Annotated in this window: 18 protein-coding genes and 1 tRNA gene; 16 read left to right on the plus strand and 3 right to left on the minus strand. The window is 70.2% G+C overall.

The features are described from left to right. Positions 1-3: 3 nt before the first annotated feature. The 9 genes from murG to ACFY1E_RS42005 all read left to right on the plus strand — a co-directional run bounded on the left by murG (position 4) and on the right by ACFY1E_RS42005 (position 7,375). Positions 4-1,101, plus strand: coding sequence for an undecaprenyldiphospho-muramoylpentapeptide beta-N-acetylglucosaminyltransferase (murG, locus tag ACFY1E_RS41965; protein WP_389086268.1), 1,098 nt, complete (start codon positions 4-6; stop codon positions 1,099-1,101). 25 nt (positions 1,102-1,126) lie between these two features. After that, positions 1,127-1,921: a cell division protein FtsQ/DivIB gene (locus ACFY1E_RS41970; protein ID WP_389086271.1), complete on the plus strand. Its 795-nt coding sequence runs from the start codon at positions 1,127-1,129 to the stop codon at positions 1,919-1,921. A gap of 278 nt (positions 1,922-2,199) precedes the next feature. Beyond that, positions 2,200-3,396 (plus strand): cell division protein FtsZ, encoded by a 1,197-nt coding sequence (gene ftsZ, locus ACFY1E_RS41975; RefSeq protein ID WP_389086273.1) that lies wholly within the window; start codon positions 2,200-2,202, stop codon positions 3,394-3,396. Further along, positions 3,393-4,130: a peptidoglycan editing factor PgeF gene (gene pgeF, locus ACFY1E_RS41980; RefSeq protein WP_389086276.1), complete on the plus strand. Its 738-nt coding sequence runs from the start codon at positions 3,393-3,395 to the stop codon at positions 4,128-4,130. Before ftsZ ends, pgeF begins: the two co-directional genes overlap by 4 nt. 5 nt (positions 4,131-4,135) lie before the next feature. Further along, positions 4,136-4,855, plus strand: a complete 720-nt coding sequence (locus ACFY1E_RS41985; protein WP_389086278.1) for a YggS family pyridoxal phosphate-dependent enzyme — start codon at positions 4,136-4,138, stop codon at positions 4,853-4,855. Positions 4,856-4,983: 128 nt separating this feature from the next. Continuing rightward, complete coding sequence (locus ACFY1E_RS41990) at positions 4,984-5,625, plus strand: cell division protein SepF (RefSeq protein WP_115908675.1); 642 nt, start codon at positions 4,984-4,986, stop codon at positions 5,623-5,625. Between the two features lie 72 nt (positions 5,626-5,697). Next, complete coding sequence (locus ACFY1E_RS41995) at positions 5,698-5,982, plus strand: YggT family protein (protein WP_016435858.1); 285 nt, start codon at positions 5,698-5,700, stop codon at positions 5,980-5,982. Between the two features lie 56 nt (positions 5,983-6,038). Continuing rightward, positions 6,039-7,187 carry a DivIVA domain-containing protein gene (locus ACFY1E_RS42000; RefSeq protein ID WP_389086282.1) on the plus strand — a complete coding sequence of 383 codons (1,149 nt, stop codon included), beginning with the start codon at positions 6,039-6,041 and terminating at the stop codon, positions 7,185-7,187. Positions 7,188-7,300: 113 nt separating this feature from the next. Beyond that, positions 7,301-7,375, plus strand: a tRNA-Pro gene (locus ACFY1E_RS42005). 84 nt (positions 7,376-7,459) lie between these two features. Here ACFY1E_RS42005 and ileS read toward each other — a convergent pair. Beyond that, on the minus strand, positions 7,460-10,597 hold the full coding sequence (gene ileS / locus ACFY1E_RS42010; RefSeq protein WP_389086285.1) for an isoleucine--tRNA ligase: 3,138 nt from the start codon (positions 10,595-10,597) through the stop codon (positions 7,460-7,462). Between the two features lie 1,393 nt (positions 10,598-11,990). Between ileS and ACFY1E_RS42015 the strand changes: the two genes are divergently transcribed. The 6 genes from ACFY1E_RS42015 (at position 11,991) to ACFY1E_RS42040 (ending at position 17,615) form a co-directional block, all read left to right on the plus strand. Further along, a complete protein-coding gene (locus ACFY1E_RS42015; protein ID WP_389086514.1) occupies positions 11,991-13,046 on the plus strand; it encodes a TraR/DksA C4-type zinc finger protein in 1,056 nt (351 codons plus the stop codon). 61 nt (positions 13,047-13,107) lie between these two features. After that, positions 13,108-13,683: a signal peptidase II gene (lspA, locus tag ACFY1E_RS42020; RefSeq protein WP_389086287.1), complete on the plus strand. Its 576-nt coding sequence runs from the start codon at positions 13,108-13,110 to the stop codon at positions 13,681-13,683. 57 nt (positions 13,684-13,740) lie between these two features. Then, complete coding sequence (locus ACFY1E_RS42025) at positions 13,741-14,685, plus strand: RluA family pseudouridine synthase (RefSeq protein WP_389086290.1); 945 nt, start codon at positions 13,741-13,743, stop codon at positions 14,683-14,685. After that, positions 14,682-15,152 (plus strand): GNAT family N-acetyltransferase, encoded by a 471-nt coding sequence (locus ACFY1E_RS42030; RefSeq protein WP_344404054.1) that lies wholly within the window; start codon positions 14,682-14,684, stop codon positions 15,150-15,152. Before ACFY1E_RS42025 ends, ACFY1E_RS42030 begins: the two co-directional genes overlap by 4 nt. An 84-nt stretch (positions 15,153-15,236) precedes the next feature. Next, positions 15,237-16,823, plus strand: a complete 1,587-nt coding sequence (locus tag ACFY1E_RS42035) for a Na+/H+ antiporter (RefSeq protein ID WP_389086293.1) — start codon at positions 15,237-15,239, stop codon at positions 16,821-16,823. 51 nt (positions 16,824-16,874) lie between these two features. Further along, positions 16,875-17,615, plus strand: a complete 741-nt coding sequence (locus ACFY1E_RS42040) for an SDR family NAD(P)-dependent oxidoreductase (RefSeq protein ID WP_389086295.1) — start codon at positions 16,875-16,877, stop codon at positions 17,613-17,615. Between the two features lie 4 nt (positions 17,616-17,619). On the opposite strand, the gene ACFY1E_RS42045 is transcribed toward ACFY1E_RS42040, so the two are convergent. After that, positions 17,620-18,729 carry a mechanosensitive ion channel family protein gene (locus ACFY1E_RS42045; protein WP_389086298.1) on the minus strand — a complete coding sequence of 370 codons (1,110 nt, stop codon included), beginning with the start codon at positions 18,727-18,729 and terminating at the stop codon, positions 17,620-17,622. A gap of 107 nt (positions 18,730-18,836) precedes the next feature. On the opposite strand from ACFY1E_RS42045, the gene ACFY1E_RS42050 reads away from it, so the two are divergent. Further along, entirely contained in the window at positions 18,837-19,406 is a 570-nt protein-coding gene (locus ACFY1E_RS42050) for a dienelactone hydrolase family protein (RefSeq protein WP_389086300.1), read from the plus strand. Positions 19,407-19,421: 15 nt separating this feature from the next. On the opposite strand, the gene ACFY1E_RS42055 is transcribed toward ACFY1E_RS42050, so the two are convergent. Next, positions 19,422-21,092, minus strand: coding sequence for an alkaline phosphatase D family protein (locus tag ACFY1E_RS42055; RefSeq protein WP_389086303.1), 1,671 nt, complete (start codon positions 21,090-21,092; stop codon positions 19,422-19,424). Between the last annotated feature and the right edge of the window lie 97 nt (positions 21,093-21,189).

Consider the following 21,189-nt stretch of genomic DNA (forward strand, 5'->3'; position numbering starts at 1 on the left):
TCGGTGCATGTCGTACTCGCCGGTGGGGGGACCGCCGGCCACATCGAGCCCGCGCTCGCCCTCGCGGACGCCCTGCGCAGGCAGGACCCGACCGTGGGGATCACAGCCCTGGGCACGGAGCGGGGCCTTGAGACCACGCTCGTCCCGCAGCGGGGCTACGAGCTCGCGCTGATCCCGGCGGTACCGCTGCCGCGCAAGCCCACCCCCGAGCTGATCACCGTCCCGGGCCGGCTGCGCGGCACGATCAAGGCGACCGAGCAGATCCTGGAGCGCACCAAGGCGGACGCCGTCGTCGGCTTCGGCGGCTATGTCGCGCTGCCCGGCTACCTCGCCGCCAAGCGCCTCGGCGTGCCCATCGTGATCCACGAGGCCAACGCCCGCCCCGGCCTCGCCAACAAGATCGGCTCGCGCTACGCCGCCAGGGTCGCCGTCTCCACCCCGGACAGCAAGCTGCGCGACGCCCGCTACATCGGCATCCCGCTGCGCCGCACCATCGCCACCCTCGACCGGGCCGCCGCCCGCCCCGAGGCCCGCGCGGCCTTCGGCCTCGACCCCAACCTGCCCACGCTGCTGGTCTCCGGCGGCTCGCAGGGCGCCCGCCGCCTCAACGAGGTCGTCCAGCAGGTCGCGCCCTGGCTGCAGCAGGCCGGTATCCAGATTCTGCACGCGGTCGGCCCGAAGAACGAACTGCCGCAGGTGCAGCAGATGCCGGGAATGCCACCCTATGTCCCGGTAAGTTACCTGGACCGGATGGACCTCGCGTACGCCGCGGCCGACATGATGCTCTGCCGCGCGGGCGCGATGACCGTCGCCGAACTCTCCGCCGTCGGACTGCCGGCCGCCTATGTACCGCTGCCCATCGGCAACGGCGAACAGCGGCTGAACGCCCAGCCGGTGGTCAAGGCCGGCGGCGGGCTGCTGGTCGACGACGCGGAACTGACACCGGACTGGGTCCGGGCCAACGTCCTGCCCGTGCTCGCCGACCCGCACCGGCTGTACGAGATGTCCCGCGCCGCCGCCGAGTTCGGTCGCCGGGACGCCGACGACCTGCTCGTCGGCATGGTGTACGAGGCGATCGCCGCCAACCGTGCACACCACTAGGCACGTGTGACGAAAGGCAGGAAGCGTGGCCGGACCGACGACCGCCGAGCGCGGTGAACGCCAGCAGGAGTCGTCCGGCCCGCCTCCGGCGCGGAGGTTGAGGCTGCGCCGCCTTCGTACGATCATCATTCTTGCCGTGCTGCTCGTCCTGCTCGGGGCGGGCACGGTCTGGCTGTTGTACGGCTCGCATTGGGTGCGCGTGGAGCGCGTATCGATCTCCGGGACCCGGGTGTTGACGCCCGCGCAGGTGCGCGAGGCCGCCCAGGTTCCGGTCGGGGCGCCGATGATTTCCGTCGACACGGATGCGATTGAGGCGCGACTGCGGCGGAAACTGCCCCGAATTGACACGGTTGACGTGGTCCGTTCCTGGCCCCACGGAATCGGGCTGAAAGTGAGCGAGCGTACTCCGGTTCTCATTGTGCAAAAGGGTGGAAAGTTCGTCGAAGTGGACCGCAAGGGTGTCCGTTTCGCCACGGTTTCAGAAGCCCCGAAAGGCATTCCGGCACTGGAATTGAACACCTCCTCCTCCCGGTCCTCCGCCGCGAGCCTGCGGCGCTTCGGCGAGGACCGCTTGGTGGCGGAGGCGGCGCTCGTCGCCCGCGCCGTTCCGGCCGCCGTCGCGCGCGTCACCGAGGCCGTCAAGGTCCGTTCGTACGACGACATCTCACTGGAGTTGAGCGACGGCCGGAGCGTCCTGTGGGGGAGCAGCGAGAAGGGTGCCGCGAAGGCCCGTACGCTCACCGCACTCATGAAAGCGGCGCCGGATGCGCGGCACTTCGACGTCTCGGTTCCCACCGCCCCTGCGTCATCGGGGAGTTGACGCACATCCGCGCAGGCCAGCACCCTGGTTGGGCAGCGCTATGGCTGATCACATAGGGTGAAAAGAAAAACGGGAGGTTCGGCGTGTTCGTTGAACGTGCGCCACTTGTCGACTTAGTGTCCTGTTCGGAAGACTCCAGCAAACAGTCACACTGGTAACCCTAAACTTCAACGTTAGGGTTCGGGTCGGCGTAACGGACCGTCCCATTCGGCATCAGTCGTCGGATCGCACTCACCCGCGAAGCGGCGACACGTAACTCGAGGCGAGAGGCCTTCGACGTGGCAGCACCGCAGAACTACCTCGCAGTCATCAAAGTCATCGGTGTCGGCGGCGGTGGTGTCAATGCCATCAACCGGATGATCGAGGTCGGTCTCAAGGGCGTCGAGTTCATCGCCATCAACACCGACGCGCAGGCGCTGTTGATGAGCGACGCCGACGTCAAGCTCGACGTCGGCCGCGAACTCACCCGCGGACTCGGCGCCGGAGCCAACCCGGCCGTCGGCCGCAAGGCCGCCGAGGATCACCGCGAGGAGATCGAAGAGGTCCTCAAGGGGGCCGACATGGTCTTCGTGACGGCCGGTGAAGGCGGCGGCACCGGCACCGGCGGCGCGCCCGTCGTGGCCAACATCGCCCGGTCCCTGGGCGCCCTCACCATCGGCGTGGTCACGCGCCCGTTCACCTTCGAGGGACGGCGCCGCGCCAACCAGGCCGAGGACGGCATCGCCGAACTCCGCGAAGAGGTCGACACCCTCATCGTCATCCCGAACGACCGGCTGCTGTCCATCTCGGACCGCCAGGTCTCGGTGCTCGACGCCTTCAAGTCGGCCGACCAGGTCCTGCTCTCCGGTGTGCAGGGCATCACCGACCTGATCACCACCCCCGGTCTGATCAACCTCGACTTCGCCGACGTCAAGTCCGTGATGTCCGAGGCCGGTTCCGCCCTCATGGGCATCGGCTCGGCCCGCGGCGACGACCGCGCGGTGGCCGCCGCCGAGATGGCGATCTCCTCGCCGCTGCTGGAGGCCTCCATCGACGGTGCCCGCGGGGTGCTGCTCTCCATCTCCGGCGGCTCCGACCTCGGCCTGTTCGAGATCAACGAGGCGGCCCAGCTGGTCAGCGAGGCCGCCCACCCCGAGGCCAACATCATCTTCGGCGCGGTCATCGACGACGCCCTCGGCGACGAGGTGCGGGTCACCGTCATCGCCGCCGGCTTCGACGGCGGCCAGCCGCCGGCCCGCCGCGAGACGGTCATGGGCTCGTCCTCGTCCTCGGCCCGCCGCGACGAACCCACTCCGGTACGGCAGCCCGAGAGCCGCCCGTCCTTCGGCTCGCTCGGCAGCGTCACGCCGAAGGAGGACCCGGAGCCCGCTCCGGAGCCGGCGAGCGACATCACGGCCGCCCCGCCGGTCCCGCCGTCGCGGACCTACGCGGACAGCGCGGCCGAGGAACTGGACGTGCCGGACTTCCTGAAGTGATAGGACAGCGCTCCGAAACGAGCACCGTGAACGGCGCGCACTTCGCCTTCACCGACCGGTGGGGCGGGGTGAGCGCCGTTCCGTACGAGGAGCTCAACCTCGGCGGAGCCGTCGGCGACGACCCCGGTGCCGTACGGACCAACCGCGAACTGGCCGCCAAGTCCCTTGGTCTGGAGCCGGCCCGGGTGGTCTGGATGAACCAGGTGCACGGCGCGGAGGTGGCGGTGGTCGACACCCCGTGGGGTGATCGTCCGGTGCCCGAGGTCGACGCCGTCGTCACGAAGCAGCGTGGTCTCGCCCTCGCCGTCCTCACCGCCGACTGCACGCCCGTTCTGCTCGCCGACCCGGTCGCCGGCATCGTCGCCGCGGCGCACGCGGGGCGGCCCGGGATGGTTGCCGGGGTCGTCCCGGCCGCCGTACGGGCCATGACCGAACTCGGCGCCGAGCCGGGCCGGATCGTCGCCCGCACCGGACCCGCCGTCTGCGGCCGCTGCTACGAGGTGCCGGAGGCGATGCGCTCCGAGGTGGCCGCCGTCGAACCGGCGGCGTACTCCGAGACGAGTTGGGGCACGCCGGCGGTGGATGTGACCGCCGGGGTGCATGCGCAGCTCGAACGGCTCGGGGTGCACGACCGGGAGCAGTCGCCGGTGTGCACCATCGAGTCGGCCGACCACTTCTCGTACCGCCGCGATCGAACCACGGGGCGACTCGCGGGATATGTCTGGCTGGACTGAGGGGCATGAGGGACCGTAAGGACGAACTCGCCGAAAACCTGGCGAAGGTGGAGCGTCGTATCGCCGCCGCCTGCACGGCCGCCGGACGCAAGCGCGAGGAGGTGACCCTGATCGTGGTCACCAAGACGTATCCGGCGAGCGATGTGCGGATTCTCTCGGAGCTCGGTGTGCGGCACGTGGCCGAGAACCGCGACCAGGATGCGGCACCCAAGGCCGCGGCCTGCTCGGATCTGCCCTTGACTTGGCATTTTGTGGGTCAATTGCAGACCAACAAGGTGCGATCTGTGGTCGGTTATGCCGGTTTGGTGCAGTCCGTCGACCGGGCCCGGCTCGTCACGGCGCTCTCCAAGGAGGCGGTGCGGCAGGAGCGCGAACTCGGCTGTCTGGTCCAGGTCGCGCTCGACGCGGACGAAAGCGGACGCGGGGAGCGCGGGGGTGTCGGGCCCGGCGGAGTCGAGGAGTTGGCCGAGCTGATCGCCGGGGCGCCGGGTCTGCGGCTGGACGGTCTGATGACCGTCGCGCCGCTCACCGGCCCCTACGCAGGGCGCGAACTCGCCGCGTTCGAGCGGTTGATGGATTTGTCGACGGACCTGCGCCGAGCTCATCCGGCTGCGAACATGGTCTCGGCAGGAATGAGTGCGGACCTCGAACAGGCCGTGGCCGCCGGAGCGACACATGTACGCGTCGGTACCGCGGTACTCGGAGTCCGCCCCAGGCTCGGGTAACGTCGCCAGGAAGTCGGACCACAGCAGAAAATATGGTCAGTGCCACCGAAGGCGGGCGCAACGACCTCGTGGATCGCGGGCACTTGGCAGTCGTCAGCCGATCCACCACAGAGCGGAGGACTCAGAGCATGGCCGGCGCGATGCGCAAGATGGCGGTCTACCTCGGCCTCGTGGAGGACGATGGGTACGACGGCCGGGGATTCGACCCCGATGACGACTTCGAGCCCGAACTGGACCCCGAACCCGAACGGGACCACCGGAGGCACGAGCCGTCCCACCAGTCCCACGTAGCACATCAGTCCCAAAGGGATGAAGAGGTGCGAATCGTACAACCGCCCGCCGCGCGCGAGCCGGTCGCACGTTCCGCTTCGCTCCCCGCGGAATCGGGCCGTCCGGCGCGCATCGCGCCCGTGGCGTCCATCACACAAGAACGCGCAAGTCTGGAGAAGAACGCACCGGTGATCATGCCCAAGGTCGTGTCGGAACGAGAGCCTTACCGGATCACCACGCTTCACCCGCGGACCTACAACGAGGCCCGTACCATCGGGGAACACTTCCGTGAGGGCACCCCGGTGATCATGAATCTGACTGAGATGGATGACACAGACGCGAAGCGACTTGTCGACTTTGCGGCCGGTTTGGTGTTTGGTCTTCACGGCAGCATCGAGCGGGTGACCCAGAAGGTGTTCCTGTTGTCTCCTGCTAACGTCGATGTCACGGCGGAGGACAAGGCCCGCATCGCAGAGGGCGGGTTCTTCAACCAGAGCTGAGACGCACGACCGGAAAAGCAGTACAAAGTAGTACCCAGCAGCACGGAAACAGGGGAGAGGTAAGCACCAGCAATGAGCGTGGTCCTGGATGTCATCTACATCGCGCTGATGTGCTTCCTCATCGTGCTCATCTTCCGGTTGGTCATGGACTACGTCTTCCAGTTCGCCCGCTCATGGCAACCCGGCAAGGCGATGGTGGTCGTTCTGGAGGCCACCTACACTGTCACCGATCCACCGCTCAAGCTTCTGCGGCGGTTCATCCCGCCGCTGCGTCTCGGGGGCGTGGCGCTCGACCTGTCCTTCTTCGTACTGATGATCATCGTCTACATCCTGATCTCGATCGTGAGCCGGCTGTGATGAGCGATGTGACCTACCGTCTTGCCGAATGCCGACGACTACGTTGAGGTGAAGAGATGCCGTTGACCCCCGAGGACGTGCGGAACAAGCAGTTCACGACCGTCCGCCTCCGAGAAGGCTATGACGAGGACGAGGTCGATGCCTTCCTCGATGAGGTCGAAGCCGAACTGACCCGCCTGCTCCGCGAGAACGAGGACCTGCGGGCCAAACTGGCCGCGGCCACGCGTGCTGCTGCTCAGAACCAGCAGAACATGCGCAAGCCCCCGGAGGGTCCCGGCGGTCCCGGTCCGCAGGATCAGCAGCAGGGCATGCCTCCGCAGGGGATGCGCGGTCCGGGTGCTCCCGTACCCGCCGGCATATCGGGCCCGCCGCAGCAGCAGATGGGTGGCCCCATGGGTGGTCCGCCCCAGCTGCCGAGCGGTGCCCCGCAGCTGCCCGCCGGTCCCGGCGGTCAGGGTGGTCCCGGCCCGATGGGTCAGGGGCCGATGGGCCAGGGCCCCATGGGTCAGGGTCCGATGGGCGGCCAGCCCCCCATGCAGCAGCAGATGGGTGGTCCGATGGGCGGCCCCATGGGCGGTCCGATGGGCGGCCCCGGTCAGGGCCCCGGTGGCGACAGCGCCGCCCGTGTCCTCTCGCTGGCCCAGCAGACCGCCGACCAGGCGATCGCCGAGGCCCGCTCCGAAGCCAACAAGATCGTCGGCGAGGCCCGCAGCCGCGCCGAGGGCCTCGAGCGTGACGCCCGTGCCAAGGCCGACGCGCTGGAGCGGGACGCGCAGGAGAAGCACCGCGTCGCGATGGGCTCCCTGGAGTCCGCCCGCGCCACGCTGGAGCGCAAGGTCGAGGACCTGCGCGGCTTCGAGCGCGAGTACCGTACGCGCCTGAAGTCGTACCTCGAGTCCCAGCTGCGTCAGCTGGAGACCCAGGCCGACGACTCGCTGGCCCCGCCGCGTACCCCGGCGACCGCGTCGCTTCCGCCGTCCCCGGCGCCTTCCATGGCACCGGCCGGCGCGAGCGCCCCGTCGTACGGCGGCAACCCGACCATGGGTGGCGCCCCGTCTCCCGCTGCTCCGTCCTACGGCGGCCAGCAGCAGATGTCCCCGGCGATGACCCAGCCGATGGCACCGGTGCGGCCGCAGGGCCCGTCGCCGATGGGTCAGGCTCCCTCGCCCATGCGCGGGTTCCTGATCGACGAGGACGACAACTGACGGCCGCCACGGCCATTAGTACGCCGTAGGCGTCGGCAGCGTTCAACAGGGCGGGGCCCCCGGAAAATCCGGGGGCCCCGCCCTGTTGCATGGGGTAGCGTTCTCGCCGCACTGGGGTGCGTAGCGCAGTGGGTTGTCGCGCCGCTATGGCATATCGGAGGACGCCGGTTCGAATCCGGCCCGCCCCAGTACGTCAGCCGTACGTGCGCACGCAACGTCGAAGGCCCGGTTCCGCCAAGATCTTTGGCGGAACCGGGCCTTCGTACGTCGCGTTACGCCTTGCGCAGGCGGAACGTGAGCGACAGGCCCTCGTCGGTGAACGCCTCGCCGTAGGAGTCGTCCGCCTCGCCCTGGCCGAAGTCCGTCGCCAGCACCTCGTCGGCGATCAGGGTCGCGTGCTCGGTGAGGGCCGCGACGACCGCCGGGTCCGTGGACGTCCAGCGCAGGGCGATACGGTCGGCCACGTCGAGGCCGCTGTTCTTGCGGGCCTCCTGGATCAGGCGGATCGCGTCACGGGCGAGGCCCGCCTGCCGCAGCTCCTCGGTGATCTCCAGGTCGAGGGCGACCGTGGCACCCGAGTCGGAGGCCACCGACCAGCCCTCGCGCGGCGTCTCCGTGATGATCACCTCGTCCGGGGCGAGGGTGATCGTCTCACCGTCGACCTGGACCGACGCCGTGCCCTCGCGCAGGGCCAGGGACAGCGCGGCCGCGTCCGCGTTCGCGACGGCCTTGGCCACCTCCTGGACGCGCTTGCCGAAGCGCTTGCCCAGGGCGCGGAAATTGGCCTTCGCGGTCGTGTCGACCAGGCTGCCGCCGACCTCGCTGAGCGACGCCAGGGATGTGACGTTCAACTCCTCCGTGATCTGCGTGTGCAGCTCCCGGTCCAGGGCGTCGAAGCCGGTCGCGGCGATGAGCGCACGGGACAGCGGCTGGCGGGTCTTGACGCCCGACTCCGCGCGCGTGGCCCGGCCGAGCTCGACGAGCCGGCGCACCAGCACCATCTGCTTCGACAGCTCCGGGTCGATGGTGGAGAGGTCGGCCTCGGGCCAGGAGGCCAGGTGCACCGACTCCGGGGCGCCCGGGGTGACCGGCACGATCAGGTCCTGCCAGACCCGCTCGGTGATGAACGGGGTCAGCGGGGCCATCAGCTTGGTGACCGTCTCCACGACCTCGTGCAGGGTGCGCAGCGCCGCCTTGTCGCCCTGCCAGAAGCGGCGGCGCGAGCGGCGGACGTACCAGTTGGAGAGGTCGTCGACGAACGCCGACAGGAGCTTGCCGGCGCGCTGGGTGTCGTACGCCTCCAGGGCCTGGGTCACCTGGTCGGTCAGCGCGTGGAGTTCGGACAGCAGCCAGCGGTCCAGGACCGGGCGGTCGGCCGGAGCCGGATCGGCCTCGCTGGGCGCCCAGTTGGAGGTGCGGGCGTACAGGGCCTGGAAGGCGACCGTGTTCCAGTACGTCAGGAGCGTCTTGCGGACGACCTCCTGGATGGTGCCGTGGCCCACGCGGCGTGCCGCCCACGGGGAGCCGCCGGCCGCCATGAACCAGCGCACCGCGTCGGCGCCGTGCTGGTCCATCAGCGGGATCGGCTGCAGGATGTTGCCCAGGTGCTTGGACATCTTGCGGCCGTCCTCGGCGAGGATGTGGCCGAGGCACACCACGTTCTCGTAACTGGACTTGTCGAAGACCAGCGTGCCGACCGCCATCAGCGTGTAGAACCAGCCGCGGGTCTGGTCGATGGCCTCGGAGATGAACTGCGCCGGGTAGCGGCTCTCGAACAGCTCCTTGTTCTTGTACGGGTAGCCCCACTGCGCGAACGGCATCGAACCCGAGTCGTACCAGGCGTCGATGACCTCCGGCACGCGCGTGGCCGTCTTCTGGCACTTGGGGCAGGCGAAGGTGACGTCGTCGATGTACGGGCGGTGCGGGTCCAGTTCGGACTGGTCGGTGCCCGTCAGCTCGGTGAGCTCCGCGCGGGAGCCGACCACGGTGAGGTGGTCGTCCTCGCAGCGCCAGATGGGCAGCGGGGTGCCCCAGTAGCGGTTGCGGGACAGCGCCCAGTCGATGTTGTTGTTCAGCCAGTCGCCGTACCGGCCGTGCTTGACCGTGTCGGGGAACCAGTTGGTGTTCTCGTTCTCCTGCAGCAGACGGTCCTTGACGGCCGTGGTGCGGATGTACCAGGACGGCTGCGCGTAGTAGAGGAGCGCGGTGTGGCAGCGCCAGCAGTGCGGGTAGCTGTGCTCGTACGGGATGTGCTTGAAGAGGAGGCCGCGCTGCTGGAGGTCCTCGGTGAGCTGTTCGTCCGCCTTCTTGAAGAAGACGCCGCCGACCAGGGGGACGTTCTCCTCGAAGGTGCCGTCGGGGCGGACGGGGTTCACCACGGGCAGGTCGTACGCGCGGCAGACCTTGAGGTCGTCCTCACCGAAGGCGGGGGACTGGTGGACCAGACCCGTACCGTCCTCGGTCGTGACGTACTCGGCGTTCACCACGTAGTGGGCGGGCGCCGGGAACTCCACGAGCTCGAACGGTCGTTGATAGGTCCAGCGCTCCATCTCGGCGCCGGTGAAGGTCTGGCCGGTGGTCTCCCAGCCCTCGCCGAGCGCCTTGCCGACGAGCGGCTCGGCGACGACGAGCTTCTCCTCGCCGTTCGTCGCGACGACGTAGGTGACCTCGGGGTGCGCGGCGACGGCGGTGTTGGAGACCAGGGTCCAGGGAGTCGTCGTCCACACCAGGAGCGCGGCCTCGCCGGCGAGCGGACCGGAGGTGAGGGGGAAACGGACGTACACGGACGGGTCGACGACCGTCTCGTAGCCCTGCGCCAGCTCGTGGTCCGACAGGCCGGTGCCGCAGCGGGGGCACCAGGGGGCGACGCGGTGGTCCTGGACCAGCAGGCCCTTGTTGAAGATCTCCTTGAGCGACCACCAGACCGACTCGATGTACTCCGGGTCCATCGTGCGGTAGGGGTCGTTGAGGTCGGTCCAGTAACCCATGCGGGTCGTGAGGGCCTCGAAGGCGTCCGTGTGGCGGGTCACGGACTCGCGGCACTTGGCGTTGAACTCGGCGATGCCGTACGCCTCGATGTCCTTCTTGCCGGAGAAGCCGAGCTCCTTCTCGACCGCCAGCTCCACCGGGAGGCCGTGGCAGTCCCAGCCGGCCTTGCGGGCCACGTGGTAGCCGCGCATGGTGCGGAAGCGGGGGAAGACGTCCTTGAAGACGCGCGCCTCGATGTGGTGGGCACCCGGCATGCCGTTGGCGGTGGGCGGGCCCTCGTAGAAGACCCACTCGGGGCGGCCCTCGGACTGCTCCAGGGTCTTGGCGAAGATCTTCTGCTCGCGCCAGAAGTCGAGCACGGCGTGCTCGAGCGCGGGCAGGTCGACCTGGGCGGGCACCTGGCGGTACGTCGGCGATGTCATCAGCGAGCTTCCTCCGGCGGACTTGCTGCCTTCCGTCCGGAGGGACGAGAGCTGTGTCCTTCTCTACGCCGGTTTCGGCGCGCTCCCGCGGTACCACCCTCCTTGGCTCTCCGGTGCGTGCCGTGCAACGGTGAGCCCCCTCATTGGGGTCGCGATGCCGGTTCTACCGGCCGCAGCTGTTCGGCTACGGCTTTCTTCCGGCGGCTCCGGGGTGATCTTCACGTCGCGCTCGCCCCCGGGCTTCCACCGTCCCCGGGTCGCTCTGGGCTGCGTACGCCGCTACTCGTCCCCATCCACGCTTTTCGCTTCGCCCAGTGTACGGCGCCGCGCGGACAGCGGCCGACCGGTTTTCGCGTCCCCGGGGGCGGGGGTGGCGTACGTGCGGAGATGACCCGAATGGAGCGGTACGCGTGTTCGGATTCTGGGACGGGCGGTCCGGCGGATTACCCCGCGGGGAGCTGGGCACAACGCATGCAGGCTTGCGGAGCGGCGTGCGTGAGCCGGGCGAATCGGGCGGTGTGCCCCGTTGCCGCGGGACTGAAGTCGATTTATCGTCCCAGCACGATTCGCGTGCAAGATCACAATATGTGAAGGGGCCGCGGCCATGGTGGCGAAGAAGACCGCCGTACAGCAGTCGGCGTCCGACGGGTCCCCCCAGGCCTCCGGCGGTGCGGCCAAGGATGTGACCGGGAAGAAGAGCGCGCGGGGAGGGGCCACGGCGCGCGCGGGGAAGACGGCCAGGGCGGCCACGGGGACCGCGGCGGTCGCGGCGGAGAAGGCCGCGAAGCCGGTGAAGACGGTGCGGGGGGTTGCGGCGAAGCCTCCCCCCGGGAAGAAGTCCGCCAAGGCGGCGACCGCCTCCGGAACGAGTTCGAAGAAGCCGGTCGTGGAGGAAGCCCCAGAGAGCCCGACGGGCACCGCGAGGCCGGCCACCGGAAAGAAGACGGCCACCGGAAAGAAGACAGCGGGCGGCGGGGCGGCAGCCGGAAAGGGCGCTGCGGAGAGGCGCGCGGCTACGGAGAAGCCTGCGGCGGAGAAGGGCACGGCGGAGAAGGGCACGGCGAAGAAGGCGGCGACAGAGAAGCCCGCGGCGGAGAAGGGCACGGCGAAGAAGGCGGCGACAGAGAAGCCGGCGGCGAAGAGGGCCGTTGCGAAAAGGGCCCCGGCGAAGAAAGCGGCGGCCAAGAAGGCCGTGGTCGCTGGGGGTGTTGCCACGGAGGGCGAGCCTGAGGGAGTGGGCGCGGCGGTTGTCGGAAAGGCCGGTGGTGGGGCGGCGGCCCCGAAGGGTGGCGTTCCTGAGGGCGCTGCTGAGGAGGGTGGTCGCGAGGGGGCGGGGGCGAGGAAGGCCGGTGGTGGTAGGGCGGCGGCCAGGAAGGCTGCCGGTCCGAAGGGTGTGGCCGGGGAGGGCCGTCCTGGGGGAGCGGAGGTGGGTGAGGCGCTTGCGGGGAAGGCCGGTGGTGGGGCGGCGGCCCCGAAGGGTGGCGTTCCTGAGGGCGCTGCTGGGGAGGGTGGTCGCGAGGGGGCGGGGACGAGGAAGGCCGGTGGCGGTAAGGCGGCGGTCAAGAAGGCTGCCGGTGTGAAGGAGGCTGCCGTGGAGGGCGGTCCTGAGGAGGGCGTATCGGAGAAGGCGGGTGGGGGCGGGGGCGTAGGCGGGGGAAGTGCTGGTCGGGAAAGTGTTGAACGGGGTACTGGGCAGTCGGCAGCGAAGAAGGCGGGGGCGGCGGTGAAGGAGTCGGCTGTGAAGAGAGCGGCAGGCAAGAGAGACGCAGCCGGGAGAGCCGTTGGCCCGGACGCCACCGCCGAACCTGGCACGAGCGAGGAAGGCGGCGGCAAGGGCAGGAAGGCCGCGGCCGAGGGTGGCGGCGTGCGGCGGGCGGGTAAGGAGACCGCTGTCGCGAAACGTGACGGCGGGAAGAGCACGGCCAAGAAGGCGGGCGCGGCCAAGGCCGCGGAGCAGACGGGAGCCACGACGGTGGTTGCGAAGAAGACTCCTGGCACGGCCGCGGCGGCCAAGACCGCCGTACCCAAGGCACGGGTCGCCGCGGCGGAGCCGGGCGAGCTTGCGGTGCGCCCCGGTGAGGACCCCTGGACCCCCGAGGAGGTCGAGGAGGCGCGCGCCGAGCTGCTGTCCGAGATGGAGCGGCTGCGGGACGAGATCAGCTCGTCCGAGAGCGCCGTCGCCGGTCTGATGCGGGACTCGGGGGACGGCGCGGGAGACGACCAGGCGGACACCGGCACCAAGAACATCACGCGCGAGCACGAGCTGGCCCTCGCGGCCAACGCGCGCGAGATGCTCACGCAGACCGAGCGCGCCCTGGTACGGCTGGACGCCGGCACCTACGGCCTGTGCGAGAACTGCGGCAACCCCATCGGCAAGGCCAGGATGCAGGCCTTCCCGCGGGCCACCCTGTGCGTGGAGTGCAAGCAGAAGCAGGAACGCCGGTACTGAGGCGGTACGCGTGCGTGTCGTACCCTCGTCCTCAGTCAGGTACCTAGGTTGAAGGACTCACGTGGCAGAGGCGGAACGCATCATCGGTACGCCGGACACCCCAGAGGCGGCGGGGACCGAGCCGGAGCAGGGCGAGACCGCACGCCCCAGGGGCAAGCGCCGTGTCGCCGTGCTGTTCGCGGTCGCCGCGTTCGCGTACGCCCTCGACCTGGTCAGCAAGATGATCGTGGTCGCGAAGCTGGAGAACCACGCGCCGATCCGGATCATCGGGGACTGGCTGCAGTTCGAGGCGATCCGCAACGCGGGCGCGGCCTTCGGCTTCGGCGGGGCCTTCACCGTGATCTTCACGGTGATCGCGGCGGCCGTGATCGTGGTGATCGCCCGGCTCGCCCGCAAGCTCTACAGCCTGCCCTGGGCGGTCGCGCTCGGTCTGCTGCTCGGCGGTGCACTCGGCAACCTCACCGACCGGATCTTCCGTTCGCCGGGCATCTTCGAGGGCCGCGTCGTCGACTTCATCTCGCCCAAGGGCTTCGCCGTCTTCAACCTGGCGGACTCGGCGATCGTGTGCGGCGGCATCCTGATCGTGCTGCTGTCGTTCAAGGGCCTCGACCCCGACGGCACTGTCCACAAGGACTGAGTCCAGCTTTCCACAGGCTCGTGCGGGGCGGTCGGTGGTGTCCGGCATACTCGACGGGTGAGCACGATTCCCGAGATCCGTACCCTGCCCGTGCCGGACGGCCTGGAGGGCGAGCGCGTCGACGCCGCCATCTCCCGGATGTTCGGCTTCTCCCGTACCAAGGCGGCCGAACTCGCCGCCGCGGGGAAGGTCACGGTCGACGGGTCGGTGGTCGGCAAGTCCGAGCGGGTGAGCGGGGGCGCCTGGCTCGAGGTCGAGATGCCGCAGGCGCCCGCGCCGGTGCAGATCGTCGCGGAGCCGGTCGAGGGCATGGAGATCGTCCATGACGACGACGACGTGGTCGTGATCGTCAAGCCGGTCGGTGTCGCCGCCCACCCGAGCCCCGGCTGGAGCGGGCCGACCGTCATCGGCGGCCTCGCCGCGGCCGGCTACCGCATCTCCACCTCCGGCGCCGCCGAGCGTCAGGGCATCGTGCACCGCCTGGACGTCGGCACCTCGGGCCTGATGGTGGTCGCCAAGTCGGAGCGCGCGTACACCTCGCTCAAGCGCCAGTTCAAGGAGCGCACCGTCGACAAGCGCTACCACACGCTCGTCCAGGGCCATCCCGACCCGACCAGCGGCACCATCGACGCACCCATCGGCCGCCACCCCAACCACGACTACAAGTGGGCGGTCACGGCCGACGGAAAGCCCTCGGTCACGCACTACGACCTCATCGAGGCCTTCCGCGCGGCCTCGCTCCTCGACGTCAAGCTGGAGACCGGCCGCACCCACCAGATCCGCGTCCACATGGCCGCCCACCGCCACCCCTGCGTCGGCGACCTGACGTACGGTGCCGACCCGACGCTCGCCAAGCGGCTGCACCTGACCCGCCAGTGGCTGCACGCCGTCCGCCTCGGCTTCGAGCACCCCGGGGACGGCGAGTGGGTGGAGTTCGCCAGCGATTACCCGGCCGACCTGCAGAAGGCCCTCGACCAGGTCCGCGAGGAGACATACGGATGAGCACGCACGCGTACGTGGTGCGCGTCGCCGAGGACCCCGCCGACCGCCAGGCGTGCTTCGCGGTGCGCAAGGAGGTCTTCGTCGGCGAGCAGGGCGTGCCCGAGGACATCGAGTACGACGCGTACGACGCCGTGGCCGTGCATGTGCTGGCCGTGCGAGAGGACGGGGTGCCGCTCGGCACCGGGCGGCTGCTGCACGGGGAGGCGGCCGCGGCCAAGGTCGGCGGTGACCTGACGGTGGGGTCGCTCGGGCGACTCGCCGTCGCCAAGGAGGCCCGCGGGCTCGGCGTCGGCATCGCCCTCGTACGGGCCATCGAGGACGCGGCACGCGCGCGGGGGCTCGCGGCGGTGGATCTGCACGCGCAGACCCATGCCCTCGGGTTCTACGAGCGGCTCGGGTACGAGGCGTACGGGCCGGAGTACCCGGAGGCGGGCATCCCGCACCGGGCGATGCGGCGCGCTCTGTAGCAGAGTCCGAAAACCCCGCGGGGACGACGGCATGGCAGGCTTGAAAGCCGCTGCCCGTACGTCGACCTTCCCGGAGCGCTGACCGTGGATCAGTTGGCCCTGCTGTTCGTGCTGCTGCTCGGGGCCCTGGTGAGCGTCCCGGTCGGGGACCGGTTCGGACTGCCGGCGCCGGTGCTGATGACCCTCTTCGGGATCGTGCTCGCCGTGGCCGACTTCGTGCCGAACGTCGACGTCCCGCCGGAGCTGATCCTGCCCCTGCTGCTCCCGCCGCTGCTGTACGCGGCGGCGCGGCGCACGTCCTGGCGGCAGTTCGCGGCGAACCGGCGGCCGATCTTCCTGCTGGCGGTGGCGCTGGTCTTCGTCACCACCGTGTGCGTGGCCGTCGTTGCGCACACGATCGTGCCGGGGCTGCCCGTCGCCGCCGCCGTGGCGCTCGGCGCGCTCGTCGCACCGCCCGACCCGGTCGCCGCGACCGCGGTCGCCGGACAGCTCGGCCTGCCGCGCCGGCTCGTGTCCATCCTGGAGGGCGAGGGCCTGTTCAACGACGTCACGGCGATCGTGCTGTACCACGTGGCGATCGCCGCCGCCGTCAGCGGCAGCTTCACACCGGGGCGGGCCGCGCTCGACCTGGTGCTCTCCGCCGTGGTAGCCGTGGCGGTGGGGCTCGCGCTCGGTTGGGGCGCCAACAAGCTGATGGATCTGCTGGGTGACGCAACCCTGCAGATCGGGATGACGCTGCTGGTGCCGTACGCCTCGTACGTCCTCGCGGAGGAGCTGCACGGCTCCGGTGTGCTCGCCGTGCTCACGACCGCGCTGTTCCTCGCCGAGTACGCCACCGACGCCGACGATGTGCTGGCCCGGCTGACCGGGCATGCGTTCTGGGACATCGTCGACACGCTCGTCACGGGCGTCGCCTTCGGGCTGATCGGTCTCGAACTGCACAACGCGATCCGGACGGCGTCCGGCCGGTGGGGCGAGATGGTCGGCTGGGCGGGCGTGATCGTGGCCGTCGTGGTCGTCGTACGACTGGTGTACCTGCTGCCGGCGACCTGGCTCACCAAGCGGTTGCACGCGAGACGGGACCACGACGAGGACATCCCGATGAGTGTGCGGGAGACCGTCGTCATGTGGTGGTCGGGGATGCGGGGAGTGGCGTCGGTGGCGTTGGCGCTGGCGATTCCGCTGAGGACCGATGACGGTTCGGCCTTCCCCGACCGGGACGAGATCGTCTTCATCGCCTTCGGGGTGATCATGGGGACGCTGGTGCTGCAGGGGCTGACCCTGCCGTGGCTGGTGAAGCGGCTGGGGGTGCAGGCCGACACGGAGCGGGAGAAGGAGTTCGAGAAGTCCCTCGCCGTCCGGGCGGCCAAGGCGGCCAAGCGGCGGCTGAGGGAGATCGAGCAGGTCGAGGAGCTGCCGGAGGAGCTGTCCGAGCAGATGCTGCGGCGGGCCTTCGACATCGGGGTGCGGATCAGCCCGGACATGGCGGACGAGGAACGGCGGGAGGCGCATGAACACCGGATGCGCCGGCTGAAGCGGGTGCGGCGGATCCACGGCGAGATGCTCAGCGCGGCACGGCACGAGGTGCTGGCGGCGCGGAGCGAGCCCGGGGCGGATCCGGAGATCGTGGACCGGGTGCTGCGTCACCTCGATGTGCGGAGTCTGCGGTGACGTCAGGGAAGTCGTTCGCGTTCGGCGACTGACCGTGCGTAGGGTCGAATCATGGCTCGTAATGTCGTAATCAGTGGTGGCGGTACGGGGATTGGACTTGCCGCGGCGCAGGTCTTCGCGGCGGACGGGGACCGGGTCCTGCTGCTCGGACGGCGGGCGGAGGTGCTGGAGAAGGCCGCGGTGCCGGGCGCTTCGACCTACGCGGCGGACCTGAGCGATCCGGCCGCCGTGCGCGGGGTCGCCGGCTTCGTGGAGCGGGAGTTCGGGACCGTGGACGTACTCATCCACAGCGCCGGGGGTACCGGGCAGCTGGAGCCCGCCGCCGAGAGCGACGACCCGCTCGACCGGGTCGCACACAACTGGACCCTCAACTTCCGGATCAACACCCTCACCGCGGCCCTGCTCACGGAGGCCCTGAAGGACAGGCTGGCCACGCCGGGCGGGCGGGTGCTGTTCGTCAGCTCCATCGCCGCCTACCGGGGGTCCGGCAGCGGGGCGTACGGCGGCGCCAAGGCCGCCCTGCACCCGTACGCCCATGACCTGGCCCGGGAGCTGGGGCCGCGTGGGATCACCGCCAACGTGGTCGCGCCCGGGTACATCGAGGACACCGAGTTCTTCGGCCCGCAGATCGACCCCGCGCGGCGCGCACGGCTCGTCGAGGACACCCTGGACAAGCGCGCCGGCACCCCCGGCGACGTGGCCTCGACCCTGCACTGGCTCGCCTCACCGGGCGCCGGACACGTCACCTCGCAGGTGATCCAGGTCAACGGGGGCGCGGAGCGCGGCCACTGAGGCCCTAGCCGCGGCCGGTCCTCGGCGCGGGTGTGCGGTGGGCCGCGCCGTCCGAGAAGCCGTCGAAGGAGCGCCGGCTCGACGGCAGGGGCGCGTCCGCGGTGTTGACGCGGGGCAGCGCGTACGGGTGCTGCTCGCACAGCCAGCGGACCATCTGCTCGCGGACGGTGACCCGGACCGTCCATATGTCGTCCGCGTCCTTGGCCGTCACCAGGGCCCGCACCTGCATGGTGTTCGGGGTGGTGTCCGTGACGGCCAGGCCGTAGTCGCGGCCGTCCCAGGCCGAGCATTCGCGCAGGATGTCGCGGAGCTTCTCCCGCATCAGCTCCACCGGCGCCGAGTGGTCGAGGTGCCAGTAGACGATGCCCGTCATCTGGCTGCTGCCGCGGGACCAGTTCTCGAAGGGCTTCGAGGTGAAGTACGAGACCGGCATGGTGATCCGGCGCTCGTCCCAGGTCCGCACGGTCAGGAACGTCAGCGTGATCTCCTCGACCGTGCCCCACTCGCCGTCCACGACGACCGTGTCGCCGAGCCGCACCATGTCGCCGAAGGCGATCTGCAGGCCCGCGAACAGGTTGCTGAGCGTCGACTGGGCGGCGACACCGGCGACGATGCCGAGGATGCCGGCCGAGGCCAGCAGGGAGGCGCCCGCGGCACGCATCGCCGGGAACGTCAGCAGCATCGCGGCCGCGGCCACCACGCCGACGACCGCCGCGACCACCCTCATGATCAGCGACACCTGGGTGCGTACGCGCCGCACCCGGGCCGGGTCGTGGTGCAGGCGGGCGTAGCGGGAGTAGGACGTCTCCACGACGGCCGCCGCGATACGGATCACCACCCAGGCCGTCGACCCGATCAGCACCAGGGTCAGCGTCCGGCCGATGCCGACCTCGTGCTCCTGCAGCAGTTGCGCCTCGTCGTAGGAGCCTCTGAGCATGGCCGAGCACAGCACCAGCTGGTAGGGGATGCGGCCGCGGCGCAGCAGTCCCCACAGCGGGGTGTCGCCGTGCCGTTCGTCGGCCTTGCGCAGCAGCAGATCGGTGGCCCAGCCGATGAGCAGCGTGAGCACGACCGAGCCACCGATCACGATCAGCGGGCGGAGTACGTTCTCCATGCCTGCGAACCTAACCGGCTCCGGGGGTTCATGAACATGTGAGTTCGGGCTCGTAGGGGGTATGGCCGCGAGGCGGCGCTGTCAGTCCCGGCTGGCACGATGGCTTCATGAACATCATGCTCTTTCACTCGACCTACGGTCTGCGGCCCGCGGTGCGCGAGGCCGCGGACCGGCTGCGCGGCGCCGGGCACGAGGTGTGGACCCCGGACCTCTTCGACGGGCGTACGTTCGAGACGGTCGAGGAGGGCATGGCGTTCAACGACGAGATCGGCAAGGACGAGCTGCTCAAGAGAGCCGTCCTGGCCGCCGCGCCCTACTCGGAGCGGGGCCTTGTGTACGCCGGGTTCTCGCTCGGCGCCTCCATCGCCCAGACCCTGGCGCTCGGCGACGAGAAGGCGCGCGGGCTGCTGCTTCTGCACGGCACGTCGGACATCGCGCCCAACGCGTCCGTGGATGAGCTGCCGGTCCAGCTGCATGTCGCCGAGCCGGACCCCTTCGAGACGGACGACTGGCTGAGCGCCTGGTACCTGCAGATGGGCAGGGCGGGCGCGGACGTCGAGATCTACAGATACGCGGGGGCGGGCCACCTCTACACCGACCCCGGGCTGCCGGACTACGACGAGGAGGCCGCCGAGGCCACCTGGCGGGTGGCGCTCGGCTTCCTCGGGACCTTCTAGGAGCCCTCCGGCCCTCTATACGGGGTCGTACGTCCGCTCGACCTTCTGCGTGCCGGTGCGCGTGCGGTACGAACGCACCCAGGCCGAGGTCGCGTCGGCCTTCGTGCGGTCGGACAGCACGTAGTAGTCCATCTGCGCGCGCTCGGCGGTGATGTCCAGGACGCCGTAGCCGTGGCGGTCGGTGTCGACCCAGTGGACGTGCCGGTTGGCCGCCTTGATGATCGGCGAGGCGATCGCGGAGACCGTGCCCTCGGGGACCTTCACGATGTCGTCGAGGTTGTCGGAGGTCACCGAGGTGACGACGAACTCCGTGGCCGCCGAGGCCGACAGCGGGTACGTGCCTGCGTCCACCGGCACGTCGTTGGCCCACGCCATGTGGATGTCGCCGGTCAGGAAGACCGTGTTGCGGATCGCGTTCGAGGTCAGATGCGCGAGCAGCTCGCGGCGGTCGTCCGTGTAGCCGTCCCACTGGTCGGTGTTCACGGCGAGGCCGTCCTGCGGCAGGCTCAGCAGCTTGGCCAGCGGCTTGAGCAGGTCGGCGGTGAGCGAGCCGATGACGAACGGCGCGATCATCACCGAGTTGCCCACCAGCCGCCAGGTGGTGTCGGAGGCCTTCAACCCGGCCTTCAGCCAGTCGAGTTGGGCCCGCCCGGTGATCGTACGGTCCGGGTCGTCGACCGATCCGGAGCCGGTGGAGGCCTGCTGGGAGCGGAACGAGCGCAGGTCCAGGAGGGAGAGGTCGGCGAGCTTGCCGAAGCGCAGCCGGCGGTAGGTGGTGCCCGCGATCGCCGGGCGGACCGGCATCCACTCGAAGTAGGCCTGCTTGGCGGCCGCCTTGCGGTCGGTCCAGGTGCCCTCGGCGCCCTCGGTGTGGTTGACCGCGCCGCCGGACCACGCGTTGTCGGCGAACTCGTGGTCGTCCCAGATCGCGACGACCGGCGCCTTGTGGTGCAGGGCCTGCAGATCCGGGTCGGTCTTGTACTTGCCGTGCCGGGTGCGGTAGTCGGCGAGCGTGAGGATCTCGTTCGTCGGCGCGTGCGGACGGACGACGGTGCCGCGGGCCGCGTACTCGCCGGACTTGTACTCGTAGATGTAGTCGCCCAGGTGCAGCCAGGCGTCCAGGTCGCCCCGGGCCGCGAGATGGCGGTACGCGGCGAAGTAGCCGCCCTCCCAGTTGGCGCAGGACACCACGCCGAAGCGCAGGCCCGGCACGGCGGCGTCGGCGGCGGGAGCCGTGCGGGTGCGGGCGACCGGGGAGTCGGTGGGGCCGGCGGAGAACCGGAACCAGTAGTCGGTGGCCGGCTCCAGGCCCCGGATGTCCGCCTTGACGGTGTGGTCGGAGGCGGCACTCGCCGTGGTCGAGCCCTTGGCGACGATGTTCGTCAGCGCCTTGTCCTTGGCGACGATCCAGCTGACCTCGGTGTCCGGGCCGAGCCCCGAGCCGGGTATGGCCTCGGGGGTGGGCGTCACCCGGGTCCACAGCAGGATGCCGTCGGGCAGCGGGTCGCCCGAGGCCACACCGTGCAGGAAGGCGGGAGCGTCAGCGGCCGCGCGGGCCGGGAGCGCGGCGGCGAGCGGTCCGGCCAGGACAGCGGTGGCCGCCGCGGCCTTGACGACCGTACGGCGGCGTGGAGAGAGCGAGTTGAGGGCCTGGGACGCCTCGGATGATCTGTATCGACTGGTCACGACCGAACAGGTTACTGATCGGTATGCGTGAGAGCGGGCGAACCCGGAATGTTCGCCCGCTCTTCATGCGGAGGCCGGACTTCCCCTCGGCGTCGGC

This window comes from Streptomyces sp. NPDC001604, assembly GCF_042893475.1.
Taxonomy (GTDB): Bacteria; Actinomycetota; Actinomycetes; order Streptomycetales; family Streptomycetaceae; genus Streptomyces.

Coding starts and splice junctions, on each gene's coding strand:
- ACFY1E_RS41990 (WP_115908675.1), top strand. CDS start 4,984: ATGGCCGGCGCGATGCGCAAGATGGCGGTCTACCTCGGCCTCGTGGAG.
- ACFY1E_RS42050 (WP_389086300.1), top strand. CDS start 18,837: ATGAACATCATGCTCTTTCACTCGACCTACGGTCTGCGGCCCGCGGTG.
- ileS (WP_389086285.1), bottom strand. CDS start 10,597: ATGACATCGCCGACGTACCGCCAGGTGCCCGCCCAGGTCGACCTGCCC.
- ACFY1E_RS41985 (WP_389086278.1), top strand. CDS start 4,136: ATGAGGGACCGTAAGGACGAACTCGCCGAAAACCTGGCGAAGGTGGAG.
- ACFY1E_RS42000 (WP_389086282.1), top strand. CDS start 6,039: ATGCCGTTGACCCCCGAGGACGTGCGGAACAAGCAGTTCACGACCGTC.
- ACFY1E_RS42045 (WP_389086298.1), bottom strand. CDS start 18,729: ATGGAGAACGTACTCCGCCCGCTGATCGTGATCGGTGGCTCGGTCGTG.
- ACFY1E_RS41995 (WP_016435858.1), top strand. CDS start 5,698: ATGAGCGTGGTCCTGGATGTCATCTACATCGCGCTGATGTGCTTCCTC.
- ACFY1E_RS42030 (WP_344404054.1), top strand. CDS start 14,682: ATGAGCACGCACGCGTACGTGGTGCGCGTCGCCGAGGACCCCGCCGAC.
- ACFY1E_RS42040 (WP_389086295.1), top strand. CDS start 16,875: ATGGCTCGTAATGTCGTAATCAGTGGTGGCGGTACGGGGATTGGACTT.